14 protein-coding genes and 1 tRNA gene are annotated in these 15,054 nt (G+C 44.2%); 3 read left to right on the top strand and 12 right to left on the bottom strand.

The window, feature by feature from the left end; genetic code table 11:
• Positions 1-72 precede the first annotated feature (72 nt).
• From V7K53_RS34085 to V7K53_RS19440, 6 genes are all read right to left on the bottom strand, one after another.
• Positions 73-168: a hypothetical protein gene (locus V7K53_RS34085; RefSeq protein WP_442940501.1), complete on the bottom strand. Its 96-nt coding sequence runs from the start codon at positions 166-168 to the stop codon at positions 73-75.
• 82 nt (positions 169-250) lie between these two features.
• Complete coding sequence (locus V7K53_RS19460) at positions 251-1,465, bottom strand: ATP phosphoribosyltransferase regulatory subunit (RefSeq protein ID WP_335199110.1); 1,215 nt, start codon at positions 1,463-1,465, stop codon at positions 251-253.
• Positions 1,465-2,427 carry a J domain-containing protein gene (locus V7K53_RS19455; RefSeq protein ID WP_335199109.1) on the bottom strand — a complete coding sequence of 321 codons (963 nt, stop codon included), beginning with the start codon at positions 2,425-2,427 and terminating at the stop codon, positions 1,465-1,467. Before V7K53_RS19455 ends, V7K53_RS19460 begins: the two co-directional genes overlap by 1 nt.
• Before the next feature lie 74 nt (positions 2,428-2,501).
• The gene (locus tag V7K53_RS19450) at positions 2,502-3,314 is read right to left on the bottom strand and encodes an inositol monophosphatase family protein (RefSeq protein ID WP_335199108.1); all 813 of its coding nucleotides are present in this window, start codon (positions 3,312-3,314) and stop codon (positions 2,502-2,504) included.
• Between the two features lie 110 nt (positions 3,315-3,424).
• Complete coding sequence (locus V7K53_RS19445) at positions 3,425-4,006, bottom strand: thermonuclease family protein (RefSeq protein WP_335199107.1); 582 nt, start codon at positions 4,004-4,006, stop codon at positions 3,425-3,427.
• On the bottom strand, positions 3,996-4,364 hold the full coding sequence (locus tag V7K53_RS19440; RefSeq protein WP_194041586.1) for a 2Fe-2S iron-sulfur cluster-binding protein: 369 nt from the start codon (positions 4,362-4,364) through the stop codon (positions 3,996-3,998). The genes V7K53_RS19445 and V7K53_RS19440 overlap by 11 nt, the downstream gene beginning before the upstream one ends.
• 106 nt (positions 4,365-4,470) lie before the next feature.
• Here V7K53_RS19440 and V7K53_RS19435 point away from each other — a divergent pair.
• A tRNA-Ser gene (locus V7K53_RS19435) sits at positions 4,471-4,555 on the top strand.
• Positions 4,556-4,799: 244 nt separating this feature from the next.
• Here the strand turns inward: V7K53_RS19435 and V7K53_RS19430 are convergent.
• Entirely contained in the window at positions 4,800-6,278 is a 1,479-nt protein-coding gene (locus V7K53_RS19430; RefSeq protein WP_335199106.1) for an alpha-amylase, read from the bottom strand.
• Positions 6,279-6,391: 113 nt separating this feature from the next.
• Positions 6,392-7,018, bottom strand: coding sequence for a DUF1003 domain-containing protein (locus V7K53_RS19425; RefSeq protein ID WP_335199105.1), 627 nt, complete (start codon positions 7,016-7,018; stop codon positions 6,392-6,394).
• A gap of 20 nt (positions 7,019-7,038) precedes the next feature.
• Between V7K53_RS19425 and V7K53_RS19420 the strand changes: the two genes are divergently transcribed.
• Positions 7,039-7,164, top strand: a complete 126-nt coding sequence (locus tag V7K53_RS19420) for a hypothetical protein (protein WP_335199103.1) — start codon at positions 7,039-7,041, stop codon at positions 7,162-7,164.
• Positions 7,165-7,231: 67 nt separating this feature from the next.
• Here the strand turns inward: V7K53_RS19420 and V7K53_RS19415 are convergent, their stop codons facing one another.
• The 4 genes from V7K53_RS19415 to V7K53_RS19400 all read right to left on the bottom strand — a co-directional run bounded on the left by V7K53_RS19415 (position 7,232) and on the right by V7K53_RS19400 (position 12,493).
• Positions 7,232-9,466, bottom strand: a complete 2,235-nt coding sequence (locus tag V7K53_RS19415) for a glycoside hydrolase (protein WP_335199102.1) — start codon at positions 9,464-9,466, stop codon at positions 7,232-7,234.
• A gap of 78 nt (positions 9,467-9,544) precedes the next feature.
• Positions 9,545-9,775 carry a NifU family protein gene (locus V7K53_RS19410; RefSeq protein WP_012408256.1) on the bottom strand — a complete coding sequence of 77 codons (231 nt, stop codon included), beginning with the start codon at positions 9,773-9,775 and terminating at the stop codon, positions 9,545-9,547.
• 544 nt (positions 9,776-10,319) lie between these two features.
• The gene (locus tag V7K53_RS19405) at positions 10,320-12,083 is read right to left on the bottom strand and encodes a sensor histidine kinase (RefSeq protein WP_335199101.1); all 1,764 of its coding nucleotides are present in this window, start codon (positions 12,081-12,083) and stop codon (positions 10,320-10,322) included.
• A gap of 173 nt (positions 12,084-12,256) precedes the next feature.
• Positions 12,257-12,493, bottom strand: coding sequence for a hypothetical protein (locus V7K53_RS19400; RefSeq protein ID WP_334843966.1), 237 nt, complete (start codon positions 12,491-12,493; stop codon positions 12,257-12,259).
• Between the two features lie 547 nt (positions 12,494-13,040).
• Between V7K53_RS19400 and lepA the strand changes: the two genes are divergently transcribed.
• The gene (gene lepA, locus V7K53_RS19395; protein WP_335199100.1) at positions 13,041-14,852 is read left to right on the top strand and encodes a translation elongation factor 4; all 1,812 of its coding nucleotides are present in this window, start codon (positions 13,041-13,043) and stop codon (positions 14,850-14,852) included.
• The last annotated feature ends 202 nt before the right edge of the window (positions 14,853-15,054 follow it).

The raw sequence follows: 15,054 nt of genomic DNA, 5'->3' as shown, positions 1-15,054 counted from the left end.
GAACTGGTTTATATGAACTTTTTTAAAATTAGAGGATCTCAGGAAAATACTGATAGAGAAAATCTTGCGGTGTCAAATGGGAATTGCGTTAAATTCTGTCAGCACCAATAGATCTAAATCGCCAGTTACAATAACTTCGGCATTCGCTGCTACAACAGTTTTTAAAATTACAGGATCATCTAGGTCGCGTAACTGGGGAGTGGAGAGTGGGGCAGATAAAGCAATGCCCCATGTCCAATCCCCAACTCACTTAACGCAATGATTCAATTTTTGGCGAACCATCAGCTTTGATCCAAGCAATTTGGGCTATGCTGCGATCGCTTGCATATTGGCGAATCGCCTCTGCATCTCTTCCCCCCAAGTCAATTTCTACTCGCACCAAATCAGTAGAATCTCTGAGTTTTTGCGCGTAGACAAAGGCGGCAGCGTTAGCGCTAGCTGTCTCTGGTGCTACCAACCAGTCACTCGCTGGAGTTTCTTGGGGTAATTGCTGAGTAGACAACAGAACTTGGTATAAATCTTCGATACTTAGTCCAAAACCAATTCCGGGAATGTTTTCTCCTTGAGGATGATATAGTCCCAAAAGCTGGTCATAGCGACCACCACGCCCTAAAACTCTGGCTTGGGATTCGGTATCGTTGACAACTTCAAAGACAATACCGGTGTAATAATCTATAGTCTGGATGAGGCTCAGATCAAGGATTAACGGAAAATTTTTCTCTGATTCTAGTAATTCTACTAGGGATTTGAGGTTATTTACTGCTTCTCGTTGTTCTTCATCTAGATCCAAACTACTAACTTTTTGCAACACGTCTGCACTTGGGCCACGCAAATCCATGATGATTTGGGCGCGATCGCGCAGTTTGTCACTTAGGGGTAAATTATCTATGGTGATGCGGTCAAGATGAGCGATCGCACTGCGAACTCGATCTTGTAAATTAGCAGGAAAGGCACTCAGGAGCGATCGGGTAATTCCCGCCTCACCTAAAATTAAATGCCATCCCTGCAAACCCAATGCTGCCAAACAATCTGCGACTAACAGCAGGACTTCGGCATTTGCCAGCAATCCGCCAGCACCTAACAATTCCACCCCAGCTTGATAAAACTCTTGCTGGCGATTATGCCTACTTTCCCAAGTGCGGCGAAACACATTGGCGTTGTAATACAATCGTTGGGGATAAGTGACACCAGCCATCCGAGTCACAACAGTACGAGCAATAGATGCTGTTAATTCTGGACGTAGCCCTAATTCATCATCTTCGCCATTTTGTTGTAGTTGAATCACCATCTGACGCTGGATTGCTTCCCCCGCCATCAGGGTATCCATCCGCTCTAAAGTCGAGGTGATAATCCTGTGATATCCCCAGCGATGAAACACCTGCTGTAACCGATCTTCAATCCAGCGTTTTTTCTCCACATCCAAGGGCAATAAATCCCTGGCTCCCGCTGCTGGTTGATACACCATTATTTTTTCTTCCCACCAAACAAACCACCGAACAAACCACTACCAGATTTATCTGGTTGCTTATCTCCATTATTGGGGGATGAAGTCACCTTCTGATCGCTAGATTGTTGTCCTAAAGCCTTATCTATTTTAGGTTTCCATTGCAGAGCCGTTTCGTCACTAGGATCTAATTTGAGAGCGTTGTCAAAGTGGATTTTGGCCATTTTTAGCTGATTTTGCTTCAAATACACCATTGCAATTAAGCTATGACAGCGGCTATTTTTTGGTTCTAGCTTCAGGGCCTCTTGCAACTCTACTTTGGCTGGGGCAAATTGGTTTTTATCAATCAAAGATTGAGCGCGACGAATATACTGCTCTACAATCAAGTCTTCTTTTGGTGGCGCTGGTGCTGGTGCTGCTGCTGGTGCTGTATTTTTTGGTGTGTTTGGCTGAGGCGTACTTGATTGAACTCTGGGTTGAGCAGGTGGCGGCGCGGCGGATGCTTTACCCGCACTCCGCATTAAATACACTAAATTCAACTCACTAGCTTGGGCAATGACTTGCAGCGCTTGTTCTAAAGAATCATATTGAGTTTGGGCTAGTTTTGCGATCGCAGTTTTATAAAAATGATCGATATTAGCTGCCTCAACTAACTGTTTAGCCAAGTCGGTGTTTAGAGTTACCGAAGTAGACTCTTGTACCAGACGCTTGCCAATTTGCGACAAAATTAGAATATATTCAGTGCGAGTGCGATCGCCAGCAAGTTTTTCGTAAGCCGGGTTAACCAGCTTTGATAACAATTCGTTACCGAGATGTTTTTGAGCAGCAGTTTCAGTAAGACTACTGTCTGGGTGCAAACGACGAGCAACTTGGAGATAGCGTTTGCGAATCTCTTTAACATCGGCATCAACTGGAACGCACAGCACTGCGTGATGATCTATGAAATCATATTTAAATAGTCCACGATCTATTTTGAAAGACATATAGAGTTTTTGCACCAAAGGAGCAGTTAGATTGCTTTTAGTGTACCCAAAGTCGTAGAGAAAGCCCCCATCTGCTACACCCAAGCTGACAGTGGTGGAACCCGTAAAAGTTCGTTACTGAGAGAGTCGTGAATATAACTATTTGTGGCAAGAATTCTACCAGACTCAATTTTGACAGCAGTACCATCGTAGGCGGTGATTTTGCCCCCGGCTTCTTGTACCAAAATTATCCCAGCGGCAATATCCCAAGGAGAAAGTCCCCGTTCCCAGTAACCATCGACACGTCCACAGGCAACATAAGCCAAATCTAGCGATGCCGAACCGCTACGTCTAACTCCTTGGGTAAGATGGGTGAGATGACTAAATTCTGCGTAGTTGTTATCAGAGGTTTCGCGGCGATCGTAGGCAAATCCTGTTACTAGTAAGCTTTTACTCAGTTCAGATGTTACTGAAACCTTAATGGGCTGACGGTTACGCGTTGCCCCTAAGCCAGCAGCAGCACGGAATAGCTCATTGTGGAATGGGTCATAAATTACACCCACTTGGGGAACGCCATTAATTAACAGTCCGATGGAAACTGCGAAAAATGGGTATTGATGAGCGTAGTTGGTTGTGCCATCGAGAGGATCTATTGCCCAGAGATATTCATTCTGTTGATTACCTAATTTCCCTGACTCTTCAGCGAGGATCGAGTGCTGGGGAAAATGACGACGCAAAATTTCTAAAATCAACTCTTCTGAGGCTTTATCAGCAGCCGTAACTAAATCACCAGGGCGTCCTTTTTCAATAATTGCGTCTTCTAACTTACCCAAGTAACCTTGCAAAATCGCACCAGCAGCTAAGGCCGCTTCTGTAGCAATATCTAGAAAAATTTGTAGATTTGTCATTTGTCATTGGGCATTGGTTATTACTTCTTCTTCACTTACTTACTCACTCCCCCACTCTCCCCCTCAGCACGGGCTAAACTCCCGCTACCGCTAACAGCACTCAGCACTAATTAAAGATTTTGGCGGCGAAACTCGGCGGGAGTGAGGCGCATGGGCTTTTCTGGGTTCCAGATTCCTTGCCCCATGAGTCTAGCCCATTGTTGGGCACGTTCTAAACGCAGGTCATACTTATGGTTAGGCGATCGCCCCACAAACATTGCATTTCCTTGTTTGACTAATTCTTCATTCAATAACACCTTATTTTTCCATACATAAGCTAGAGTTCGTCCGATTTTGTCTTTCGCTTCTAAATCAAACTCCAGCGTTACCGATTGTTCTACACCACCAATTAGATTCTCTAACTGTTCTTTTGCTGCTTCCCCCCAAGGGCGTTGTCGCAAATCTGGTGCATCAACACCCACTAACCGCACTTGGGAAATCAAATTTGGTTGTTCAGCCATGCCTAACACTTCCAAACTTTGCCCACTAACTACCCGTGCTACTTTCACTTGGGCTTCATTGTTTGGAAGCTGGTTTTTGCCTTGGCAACTCACCAAGAGCAATAAACAAGCCAAAATAACTATTTTTTGCACCCACTTACCAAGGCGCACAGGCATCAGAAATTTGGTGATTTTGAATTGTTTATTCTTCATCTAAGGGTAAACCCGCTTTAACTCTCCCCTTAGCAAAATAGCGTCCAAACTGAAGTTCGTAGACTTCATCTTCGTCTTGCGTCTCCACTTCCAAGTCAGAACGGGGGTAACTCACACACAACAAGGCATAACCTTGCTTACGTAAATCTGGCGACAAGCCGATCGCCTCTGGTTGATAAATTTCTCCTGATAACACTCTCACAGCACAAGCGGTGCAAGCCCCGTTGCGACAGGAAAACGGTAGTTCTACCCCTTGTTTTTCGCCAGTGTGCAGGATGTAGCGGTCTTCTGGCACTTGTAGGGTGTGTGTTTTGCCAGTGGCGCGATCGCGAACTTTAATTGTGTATGTACGGGACATCTGGATTTGCGTTTTGGGATTAGGACTATCAGATTCAATCTAGAATATCTTTCTTTATCTTTGCATTTTCTGGGATTTTATAGTATGATCGTAACTTGTGACACCTGGAGAGGTGGCCGAGTGGTTTAAGGCGCAGACCTGGAAAGTCTGTTTAGGGAAACTTAACGGGGGTTCGAATCCCCCCCTCTCCGTTCTCAACCCTAAGTCTAAATATATAGTTTGAACCATAGTTCTACAAATAGTCAGGTTCAGCAAGAAGCATATCTGAAACATTAGACTAAACATTGCCTAAATTGAATCTTTTTAGGCAATGTTTAATTGCTTTATAACGGAATAATAGGGTTGTGGCTTATCCAAAAAATACTGCTTAAGTTCTCTTCTAAGCAAAGTTTGTCAAGTGCGTAACTTTCTGCATGAATGCTACTAAAACCTCGACTAAGACTGTGGAACCCACACAGAAACAGAACCAGCATCGCATCGAAAATCAGCCCAGCCCTCATCATTCGTTGTCACAGGTTCGCTGATATGTTCAGTAATATCAATGTAAGTGCTGTTGGGTTGCCCAACTTCCATCCACTTAGTCCCTTCTCCTCCATTACTCAGAACAACTGCCATACCGCCAGGATGTTCTTCATCTCCTAAGCGTGTCCAGGCGATTGTATTGGCGTGATCGAAGTAATCGTATTGGTCGCCATAGGCATAGGTTTGACGAACGTGCAAAAATTTATCAATTATCCATTGATGACTATCGAGCCAAATCTCATACTCATTGCCATCTGGGCCCGTATCCTTGTAATTAGCACCATAGTAATCCGCATAGAAGATACAGGGATAACCCTCACTTCGCAGTAGGATTAACGCATAAGCTAACGGTTTAAACCAACCTTCCACTACAGATTCCAACGACTGCAATGGTTGAGAGTCATGATTGTCAACTAAGGTGACGGCTAAAGCAGGTTGCTGTTGCACCAATGTGTTATCAAATATCTGCCGCATATCGTAGTCATTGCTTTGTTTGCTGGCAGCACTAAAGTTATAGTGCAATGGCGCATCAAACAACATCACATCGCCACCGGTGACGTTAATGAAATGGTGCAGCGCTTCAACTTCATAAGACCAATACTCACCAACGGCAAAAAGATCGCGACCTGCCTTTTGGCGACAGTGAATCAGCCATTCTGGGAAAAAGCCAGCTCTAACGTGTTTAACCGCATCAAAACGAAAGCCATCTATATCAGTGGTTTCTACAAACCACTCACCCCAGCGATTCAACTCCTCGCGAACTTCTGGACTTTCCATATCCAAATCGCATCCCATGAGATAGTCGAAAGCGCCTTTTTCCAGGTCAACGTTGTCATCAAAATGTTTATCTTTGAACAGATAAACTGCGTTTTCACCTTCATTGTAAACGTTGTAATCAACTGCATCGAAGTGCCACCAGTGCCATTCCATATCGGAGTATTTGCCTTGGCGACCTGGAAAGGTAAAGTGAGTCCATACTTTAATTTTTTGCATCTCACCGATCGCGTGGTTGCGATCGTCTGGACTATAGGGCGTTGCTTCCACCTCTTCTTCTTGGTCTGCACCTAACTTGTGGTTAAGGACAACATCAGCATACACTCGAATGCCAGCAGCTTTTGCCGCCTTAACAGCAGCGATATACTCGTCTTTTGTGCCGTACTTTGTCCGAACCGAGCCTTTTTGGTCAAACTCGCCTAGATCGTACATATCGTAGACTCCGTAGCCGACATCGTAGCCACCCCCTGTTCCTTTGTATGCTGGGGGTAGCCAAACAGATGTAACACCTGCATCAGCTAACTCTTTGACTTTATCTTTAAACTCATTCCAAAGATTGCCATCTGGAGGGATATACCAATGGAAGTACTGCATCATTACACCATTCAGTTGAGCCATGTGCATCCCTCTAGTAAAATTTACGATAAATTGTGATTTCTGACACAAAGACTGTACATTAAGTTTTATTTTTTGTCTTTCAATAGAAACAAAAATCTACTAAAAAACTGCGCTCAACTCATATTGTTTTCTTCTGTGGCTGACAGTTCTTCAGCCAGGTTTTTCTGGAGTGCTGACAATACTGCGATTGGGTCAGTCGGTTCCTGCATCAATTTCGCTTCCGAATCCTGCCGATTGATCACATCAGGCAAATCGGTACGGAGTTCTTCTAATAGAGCAATAATCTTGGCAATTTTTTGCTCGGAGAGCAGGTTAAGCTGTAGCATCAATTGCGCCCGTTGTTCAGCAAAATTTTCTTGGCGAGTTTGTCGTACCAGTACTCCGGTTGAGATCACCAATGCCGCTGCGTCTAAGCCTTGACCTGACCAGCTAAAGGAGGGTAGATTGAATGGCAAAAAGCGATCGAAAAAACTGCTAAAAATCCAGATAGCCAGTATGACTAGCAAACTATACAGAAATATCGATCGCCCAAAGAATGTAGCGATCGCTTCTAGTATCCTCTGGTGGACGGGAATATCTCGAACTTCCTGGGCATGAAGTGAAATAATCGCTTCAATATTTTTTGCAATCGGGTCTGGTAATGGAGCCGTGATCACTTGATTTCGAGAAGCTTTGTCTTTGAGTTTGTTAGCATCTGAACTAAAGTGTCTGTTCGCTGTGTCGTCTGCTTCATCGGTCATGCACCAACTCCTGAATCTGGATGTTACTCGATTATTGCTTATCTTCCACCAACGATGGCGTTTTACCCCACGTAGGCGATCGCATCCCAATACTGCTCGATTATTTAGATTTAGAACTAGAAAAATTAAATATGATTTCCAAGTAAATCAACTTTAGGGGCATACATCTGTATGCCCCTAATAGGTATTTCGTAAAACCAAGGGTATTGAGTTCTAAGGCACTTCAATGGGAATCAAAGCATTTTCTGGTAAGTAGTTGGAAAAACGCCCTTCATCTGCAAGCACTAAAATCAGGCGCAGAGAATAATCCGGTGGAACTTGCAAGTCTGCCCACGGCACCGCCAACTCTAAACAACTATTTAAAGCTACTTGAGCGCGACTGAAACGGGGATGCCATTGATGATTGTCTCCAGCTTCCCGAAACTGAATCGATTGCGTCAATAAGTTAACTTCTAAAAGATGGTGGAAAAGGTAATTCAGTGGGGCTGCATCTGGTACATCTGCCAAGGGAACTGGGCTATTAACCATTGTTTTTTCTGGATAGAACCACAGCAAATTCAACTCTGCTGGAAAACCCCGCCCTGGTGCAACGCCACCTTTAAAGTCCAGCCGCAAATAGAAATTTAAGTGATCTACCCCATACCAAAGTCGCTGGATAACACTGCTATTGTGCATCGTCCCCCGCGCCCCACCGATTTCTATGCGTCCAGCTTTGTCCCAATCTTGTTCGTCACCCTTACCATCAATGACGGGGTGAATAAAGCCTTGTGGGGTGTGACTTCTCTGTGCTTCGTGGATTTCCAGCGGTTGCTTGAGATAGGGCGGTACAGGTTCATTTAAAGCTTTGTAAATACCAAACAGATGTTCTCGAAACAACCGATCAAAGATGGCATCTTGATTTGAGGAGTGTCCTGTACCAAACCACCAGAACCAGTCGGAACCCTCGGCGGCATACAATGCTTCCCACGCTTCTGGGTTATTTTCTTCCGTCGCTTCGGGATGACTTGCAAGCATTTTTCTTGCTTCTGTCAAGTAATCCCAAGCACGATTTTTGACGGGATCGCCGATCCAAGTGGTGAAGCTGCCATCTACCCAAGAACCACTATGTAGTTGTCCTCCGGGAATGGTGGCTGTGGCTGGGAATTCTTCGAGAAATTCGGAGACAGTGACGAGTTTGAGGTGGGGTTCATCGCTCAAACTTTGATATAAAGCTTCTAGGAAGGGTTTGCCATCTTGGGGATAAAATTCCCAGCAATTTTCCCCATCTAAGGCGATGGTAACTAGCCAAGGTTGTTCGCTTTGACTGTCTCTTTGCATTTTAGCGATCGCTTGCAAATGTCCTACTAAATCGGCTGCTGCCTGTTTTGCTGGCATTGCACCATAAGTAAAACCAATCAAGTCTGATAATCTATGGTCGCGAAACACAATTGACAAGTCACCCTCGGCGGTTTGCAGGCGATAGGGTCGATACAACAATTCTGGTTGCTCCACATTCCCCGCCCCATCCCGATGAAAAAAGTGTTTCAACGTCCACCCTAAGACGGCTTCATCTGAGCATATCCACTTAAATCCTTGGTTAATAATGTCTGGAAGTATCTGTGGACTTACTGACTGTTCCGAAGGCCACAAACCACGAGGTATCTGTCCAAAGCGGTCTTTGTAAAAGTCCCAAGCTTTTCGCAAGTGGCGAGGAATATCTTCTGCCCACTCAAAACGTTGCTTTGGTAGTGTCATATTGGGCACAGCTACCCGACCAGAGTTAGTATCAGCTAGTAAGGGTAAAATCGGGTGGGTGTAAGGCGTGGTGGTAACTTCTAGCTGCCCCGACTCCTGCATTTTCCGATGTTGGGGAATAATCCGGCTGAGAATTTCTCGCTGTTTGGAATAAATGCGCTGGCGATCGCTTAAAGTAAAATTCCGTCCCTTTTTTAACCAAGCAGCAATTTCCGGGTCATCCCAAAACAGCGGATCGATCCAAGCCAAATTGTGCCAAGCTAGCAAATCGCCATAATCTGGCAATTCCCAATTTGCTAAACACCAAGCTTGTCCTTTTTCCTGTCTTTGCTGGTACAACTCGGCATAGCGGGGATGAGGGTCAATCAGGGTATGGTGATTGGCATCGAAAAAGTGTTGGATAATAAATTCCCGCTGTTGCTGGGTGAGTTGTTCATCCGGTGTCAAGCTGGCTGTGAGGTAAGGGTCAAAAGCAGTGCCAGCAATATAATCTTCGAGTTGTAATATTAGCGATGGAACTAAATTCACCGTTTGGTGTAACTTAGGATATCGCTCTAACAGCAATACCAAATCCAAATAATCTTTAGTTCCATGTAAACGTACCCAAGGTAGACGGTACTGCTGACTGGGAGATAGCGAAACGCCGCTGCCAGGAGATTTGTACAGCGGCTGATGTTGATGCCAGATAAAAGCAATGTAGAGAGGATGGGACATAGAAATAGTTAGGAGTTAAGAATGAGGAGTTAGGAGTTAATTGAAAACTCATAACTCCTAACTCCTAACTCCTAACTTTTACACCACTTGCTCAATTTCTGCAATTTCGGGAATCATTTCCTTAAGGCGGCGCTCAATACCCATTCTCAGGGTCATTGCAGAACTCGGACAAGAACCACAAGCACCTTGCAGCCGCAGTTTTACAACGGGGCCATCGAGTTCTACGAGTTCCACGTTGCCGCCATCAGACATGAGATAAGGGCGCATTTCATCTAAAACTGTTTCAACGTTGTCAATTGTAAGTTCCATAGTTTAGACCTGCTAAGTTAGGGATGGGCATGGGGAATGGGGGAGGCAGTTGCTCCACTTGGGGTTTCCCCAAGTGGAGCAACTGCCGTCATGGGGCATTGAATAATAACGATCCCTGTAACCAATGCACCCTTACGCATTAACCATTATCCAAAGTTTTATTTTCCAGCTTTGTTAAATCGATCCTAAATCTAATTGCCGCTAGATCGTCAGGTGTCAGTTTTTTATGACTTTTGACTAAACCACTGCTGGTTTTAGCAACTTGATATTAGATTAGCTGAACAATTTCTCGTGCAAGCCCTCCTACTCTACTTTAGCCTTTAAAGTACTGAAGAGAACGCAAGGAGGCGAGGACAAGGAAGGTTTTTTTCCAATACCCCTCAAGAGTGCTGAGTGCTGAGTAATGAGTGCTGAGTTCTGAGTAACGAATATTACTCAGAACTCGCAACTGTTTTGCCCCATGCCCAATATGGTTATTAAATAATAACTACTAAAAAACTTTAAAGTTTAAAACTCAAAACCCACTATTGCCAAGTATCCAAACTCAGCACTCAGCACTACTTGTTGAGTCGCTATCATTAGACGAAACCATGACTGGTTGTTGATATAGTGGCACGGTGAATGTGACTGTTGAGCCAAGTCCTTCGCCCAAACTATAAAAATGTACCTCACCGCCCATAGCCTCCACTAACTTCTGCGATATTACCAGTCCCAAACCTGTACCGCCGTACTGGCGAGTGCGGGAGCCATCCACCTGAGAGAATAATTGAAACAGTTTATCTTGTTTGTCTAAAGAAACACCGATGCCGGTGTCTGCTACACGTACTCTCACCATGCCAGGAAATTGCTGATCTTGAAAGTTCGCCTTTTTGAGTACCAAATCAGCACTGACAGTAACGCCACCTTCATGGGTGAACTTGATGGCATTGTTCACTAAATTAAGCATCACTTGTAGCAACCGTTGATAGTTGCTTTGGACAATGATTTCATCGGAAGTAGCAGGCATTTGCATCCGAAAGCTAAGGTTTTTCATTTGTGCTTGGGGACGCATGAAACCTTCTACATGACTGAATAGCTCATCTAGCTTGACTGGCGCATAAGCTAGCTCCATTTTACCAGCTTCGATTTTGGCAATGTCCAAAATATCGTTGATGATATTCAGCAAATGTATCGATAAGTGATGAGCTTCTGTCAAAAACTGATTTTGTTCTTCTGGGTCATCTGCCATCCCTTCTAGAATCAGCTTCAAAAAGCCAATCATACCGTTGAGGGGGGTACGAATTTCATGGGATACATTAGCCAGAAACTCACTTTTGAGGCGGGAAGCTTCTTCGGCTTTTTGACGCGCTACTTCTAATTCTTCATATAAAGTAGCATGAGCGATCGCAGTTCCCAATTGATCTGCTGCTTCTTTTGCCAGTTCTAATTCTGATTCTGTTAATGTATAGCATTCATCCTGCCAATTTAAGGCAACCAATCCATTAGCTTGATCTTGATAGCAAGTCGCAACTACTAAAGTTTTCTGCCGCCCAGACTCTTTGTATCCAGGCACTTCCATCATGACTGGTTCTAGGGTTGCCAAGGCTTGAGCAAAGGCAGGCTCAGAAGCTATATCTATATCTAAGCCAAGCATTGATTTGAGTTCTGACTGGCGATACTCAGCCTTCACCTGCACTTTTGAGCTTGAGGGCTGATAAGGACAAATAATGCAGCGTTCTAGCCGCAGTGCTTTCCCCAAACTATCAACTGTTTGCTGCCAAATAATATCTAAATCCAATGTCCGACGAATATTTCTGGTAATGCGATTTACCAATTTTTGGTGTTGCTGCGATCGCAAAGCCAACTCTATTTGTGTGGGCGTTTTTGATGCCACGCGCGCTTGTTTTTTGTTGAGTGTCGCTTGTACTAACCGTCCCATCACTAAAACGGTAGTAGCAGTAGTTCCCAAACTCGGCATAATCGGACTGATCGCTAAGTCCAACTCAAATAATTCCTTTTGATAGCTAAACCAACATTGAAACCTTTCTGGCACCAAATTTGTCAAAATTCGGTGCAATCGTTCCAAATAAGTAACCTTATCCACCGGGACAAAGGTTTGAGTCTGGTTCAGATCGTCAACTATTTTTTCAGTACTTAACCCCAGAAGTTCGCTGTACTGCCAACAAAAGGTCAGATAGCGCCCTGCCCCATCTTGCGTATAAACCAACTCGGCTCCTAGAGTTGGTAATAAGCCATCAGTCTTACTGGTAATAGATTCCAGATTTTGGGAAAATACATTAGACAATTGGGAATTGGCAGTAATAGTCATTAATTGAGTTGGATAGACAAAGGGTATCCGACCGTAATTTTACTAAAGCCGCTGAAATTTATACATAAATTTTTACAGCTTTTTTGAGTTTGATGGGGTATTTTTTGGTGTTCTGAAAACCAGATTGGCAAACTTTACTTTTTTTAACTTGCATTGACAGTTAAATAATGGCGTCAATCGTTCCATTCACCGCGAGGAGGAACAGGAGTACGCACAGGCGTGCGCGTTAGTTCGTCATCTCTAAGGAGTTCACCCCGTAACCACTGGCGAATCGCTACTTCAATTACTTTACTTGGGTCATTGGTGAGATGCTGAATTTGCTCTAGTAACTCGGAGTCTAGGCGGACAGCAATTTCTACCTTATCGGCTTGTGTATTTTCCGCTTTGGTAGTTTTCTCTCTCATATTCATAGGTTTATATACTCTGAATTCTTTGAATTGGTTTTGTCTAAAGCTTTGTAAAGTAGTTATATTCATTAATTTGGGCTAATTCGCTGAAAAATTTTCAAGGGCACAGTTAAATACTTCCCTGAAATAGCACCAAAGTAACAGCTTTAAGTTTTAAATCGCATTTTTCATATAACTGACTAGACAATGGCTCTAGAAGTTTTGCCGATAAACCAGCGATTGTGGGCAATTACCAGTCGCAATTGCCCACGATCCCTACATGTACTTATTTACATTTATTGTACGCTCCTAGCTGTTGAATACTAGCAGCGACAAATAGACTTTCATAATATTCTTAAATGTCCACCTATTTAGATCGAAAGTTAAAGATGGGGTGAAGGAGTGCTGAGTTAAGAGTTAGGAGTTAAGAGTTATTCTCCCCTCTGCCCCACTCAGCACTAGGAACTCGGAACTCAGCACTAAAAGCGGAGCGTCTTGGCTAAGAAAGCATTAAAATACATTAAGTAAATTGCCCTTTTAACTTTGGTTGCTGCTAAGGCAAAGATAGTATATGACTGACGTTCCCGCAGTTCGCATTCGCAATTTTTGTATTATTGCTCACATCGACCACGGGAAATCAACCCTCGCCGATCGCTTGCTACAAGCTACTGGCACTGTTGAAGACCGACAGATGAAGGAACAGTTCCTCGACAATATGGATTTGGAACGGGAGCGCGGCATTACGATTAAGCTGCAAGCTGCCCGGATGAACTACACAGCTAAGGATGGTCAGCAGTATGTGCTGAACTTGATTGACACTCCGGGACACGTGGATTTCTCTTATGAAGTCTCTCGCTCTCTTGTTGCTTGCGAAGGAGCGCTATTGGTAGTAGATGCGTCCCAAGGTGTGGAAGCGCAAACTTTGGCAAATGTATATTTAGCATTAGAGAGTAACCTGGAAATTATCCCGGTTTTGAATAAAATCGATTTGCCGGGGGCAGAACCAGAACGGGTAATTGGCGAAATTGAAGAAATTATCGGTCTAGATTGCAGTGGGGCAATTCTGGCTTCTGCTAAAGAGGGAATTGGTATTAATGAGATTTTAGAAGCAGTTGTCGAGCGGATACCGCCACCACCCAATACCATAAATGAACGCTTACGAGCGTTAATTTTTGATAGTTATTACGACAGTTATCGGGGAGTAATTGTGTATTTTCGGGTGATGGATGGCACCGTGAAAAAAGGCGATCGCATCCATCTAATGGCATCCGGTAAAGAATTTGAAATTGATGAGTTAGGTGTGCTTTCTCCGACTCAAAAGCAAGTTGAAGAACTGCACGCTGGCGAAGTAGGCTATTTGGGAGCGGCAATTAAAGCTGTAGCTGATGCACGGGTAGGAGACACAATTACCCTTAGTAAGGCGAAAGCGGAGTCACCCTTACCAGGCTATGCAGAAGCGAACCCAATGGTTTTTTGCGGGATGTTCCCCATTGATGCCGATCAATTTGAAGATTTGCGGGAAGCCTTGGAAAAGCTGGAACTCAACGACGCAGCGCTGCATTATGAACCCGAAACTTCGAGCGCAATGGGGTTTGGCTTCCGTTGCGGGTTCTTGGGTTTGCTGCACATGGAAATTGTCCAAGAACGTCTAGAGCGAGAGTACAATCTAGATTTAATCATTACAGCCCCCTCGGTGGTTTATAAGGTGATCACCCTCAAAGGCGAGGAACTGTACATCGATAATCCTAGCCGTTTACCTTCTCCCAACGATCGCGAAAGAATTGAAGAACCCTACGTCCAAGTAGAGATGATTACGCCGGAAACTTATGTTGGCAGCTTGATGGAGTTGTCACAAAATCGCCGGGGCATTTTCAAAGATATGAAATATCTCGCCCAAGGACGAACCACCCTTACATACGAGCTACCCTTAGCGGAAGTTGTAACTGACTTTTTCGATCAGATGAAATCGCGATCGCGCGGTTACGCCAGTATGGAATATCACATCATCGGCTACCGTGAAAATCCTCTGGTGAAGCTGGATATCATGATTAACGGCGATCCTGTAGATTCCTTGGCGATGATTGTGCATCGAGATAAAGCTTACAACGTCGGGCGGGCAATGGCAGAAAAACTTAAGGAACTAATTCCGCGCCATCAATTTAAAGTGCCAATTCAGGCATCTATTGGCAGTAAAGTTATTGCCAGCGAACATATCCCCGCTTTACGGAAAGATGTGCTAGCAAAATGCTACGGTGGTGACATCAGTCGGAAGAAGAAACTTTTGCAAAAGCAAGCAAAAGGTAAAAAGCGGATGAAATCTGTAGGTACTGTAGATGTACCGCAGGAAGCCTTTATGGCAGTACTGCGCTTGGATCAAAACTAATAAAATTCAGGAGTAAGAATTCAGAATGAATTTGAGTTCTAGTGGCGGATATCGCTACGCAAAGCGAGTCCGCATACTCCTGCAAAGAAGCAAGCTAGCAAGAGCGTCTGAATCTACTATTTTCAGTCCCCCACCAAAATTTTTTATTCTGAATTCTGTATTCTGTATTTTTCTTCAACATTCGTTAATTTTAGTTACAACG

This window comes from Nostoc sp. (assembly GCF_036917355.1).
Classification (GTDB): Bacteria; Cyanobacteriota; Cyanobacteriia; order Cyanobacteriales; family Nostocaceae; genus Nostoc.
The sequence above is the reverse complement of the archived record's forward strand: the minus strand, read 5'-3'. Positions and strand labels throughout refer to the sequence as shown.

What these genes read in the sequence shown, in the direction of transcription:
- V7K53_RS19460 (WP_335199110.1), bottom strand. Translation starts at nt 1,465, where the DNA reads ATGGTGTATCAACCAGCAGCGGGAGCCAGGGATTTATTGCCCTTGGAT.
- V7K53_RS19455 (WP_335199109.1), bottom strand. Translation starts at nt 2,427, where the DNA reads ATGTCTTTCAAAATAGATCGTGGACTATTTAAATATGATTTCATAGAT.
- V7K53_RS19450 (WP_335199108.1), bottom strand. Translation starts at nt 3,314, where the DNA reads ATGACAAATCTACAAATTTTTCTAGATATTGCTACAGAAGCGGCCTTA.
- V7K53_RS19445 (WP_335199107.1), bottom strand. Translation starts at nt 4,006, where the DNA reads ATGAAGAATAAACAATTCAAAATCACCAAATTTCTGATGCCTGTGCGC.
- V7K53_RS19440 (WP_194041586.1), bottom strand. Translation starts at nt 4,364, where the DNA reads ATGTCCCGTACATACACAATTAAAGTTCGCGATCGCGCCACTGGCAAA.
- V7K53_RS19430 (WP_335199106.1), bottom strand. Translation starts at nt 6,278, where the DNA reads ATGGCTCAACTGAATGGTGTAATGATGCAGTACTTCCATTGGTATATC.
- V7K53_RS19425 (WP_335199105.1), bottom strand. Translation starts at nt 7,018, where the DNA reads ATGACCGATGAAGCAGACGACACAGCGAACAGACACTTTAGTTCAGAT.
- V7K53_RS19420 (WP_335199103.1), top strand. Translation starts at nt 7,039, where the DNA reads ATGTTACTCGATTATTGCTTATCTTCCACCAACGATGGCGTTTTACCC.
- V7K53_RS19415 (WP_335199102.1), bottom strand. Translation starts at nt 9,466, where the DNA reads ATGTCCCATCCTCTCTACATTGCTTTTATCTGGCATCAACATCAGCCG.
- V7K53_RS19410 (WP_012408256.1), bottom strand. Translation starts at nt 9,775, where the DNA reads ATGGAACTTACAATTGACAACGTTGAAACAGTTTTAGATGAAATGCGC.
- V7K53_RS19405 (WP_335199101.1), bottom strand. Translation starts at nt 12,083, where the DNA reads ATGACTATTACTGCCAATTCCCAATTGTCTAATGTATTTTCCCAAAAT.
- V7K53_RS19400 (WP_334843966.1), bottom strand. Translation starts at nt 12,493, where the DNA reads ATGAATATGAGAGAGAAAACTACCAAAGCGGAAAATACACAAGCCGAT.
- lepA (WP_335199100.1), top strand. Translation starts at nt 13,041, where the DNA reads ATGACTGACGTTCCCGCAGTTCGCATTCGCAATTTTTGTATTATTGCT.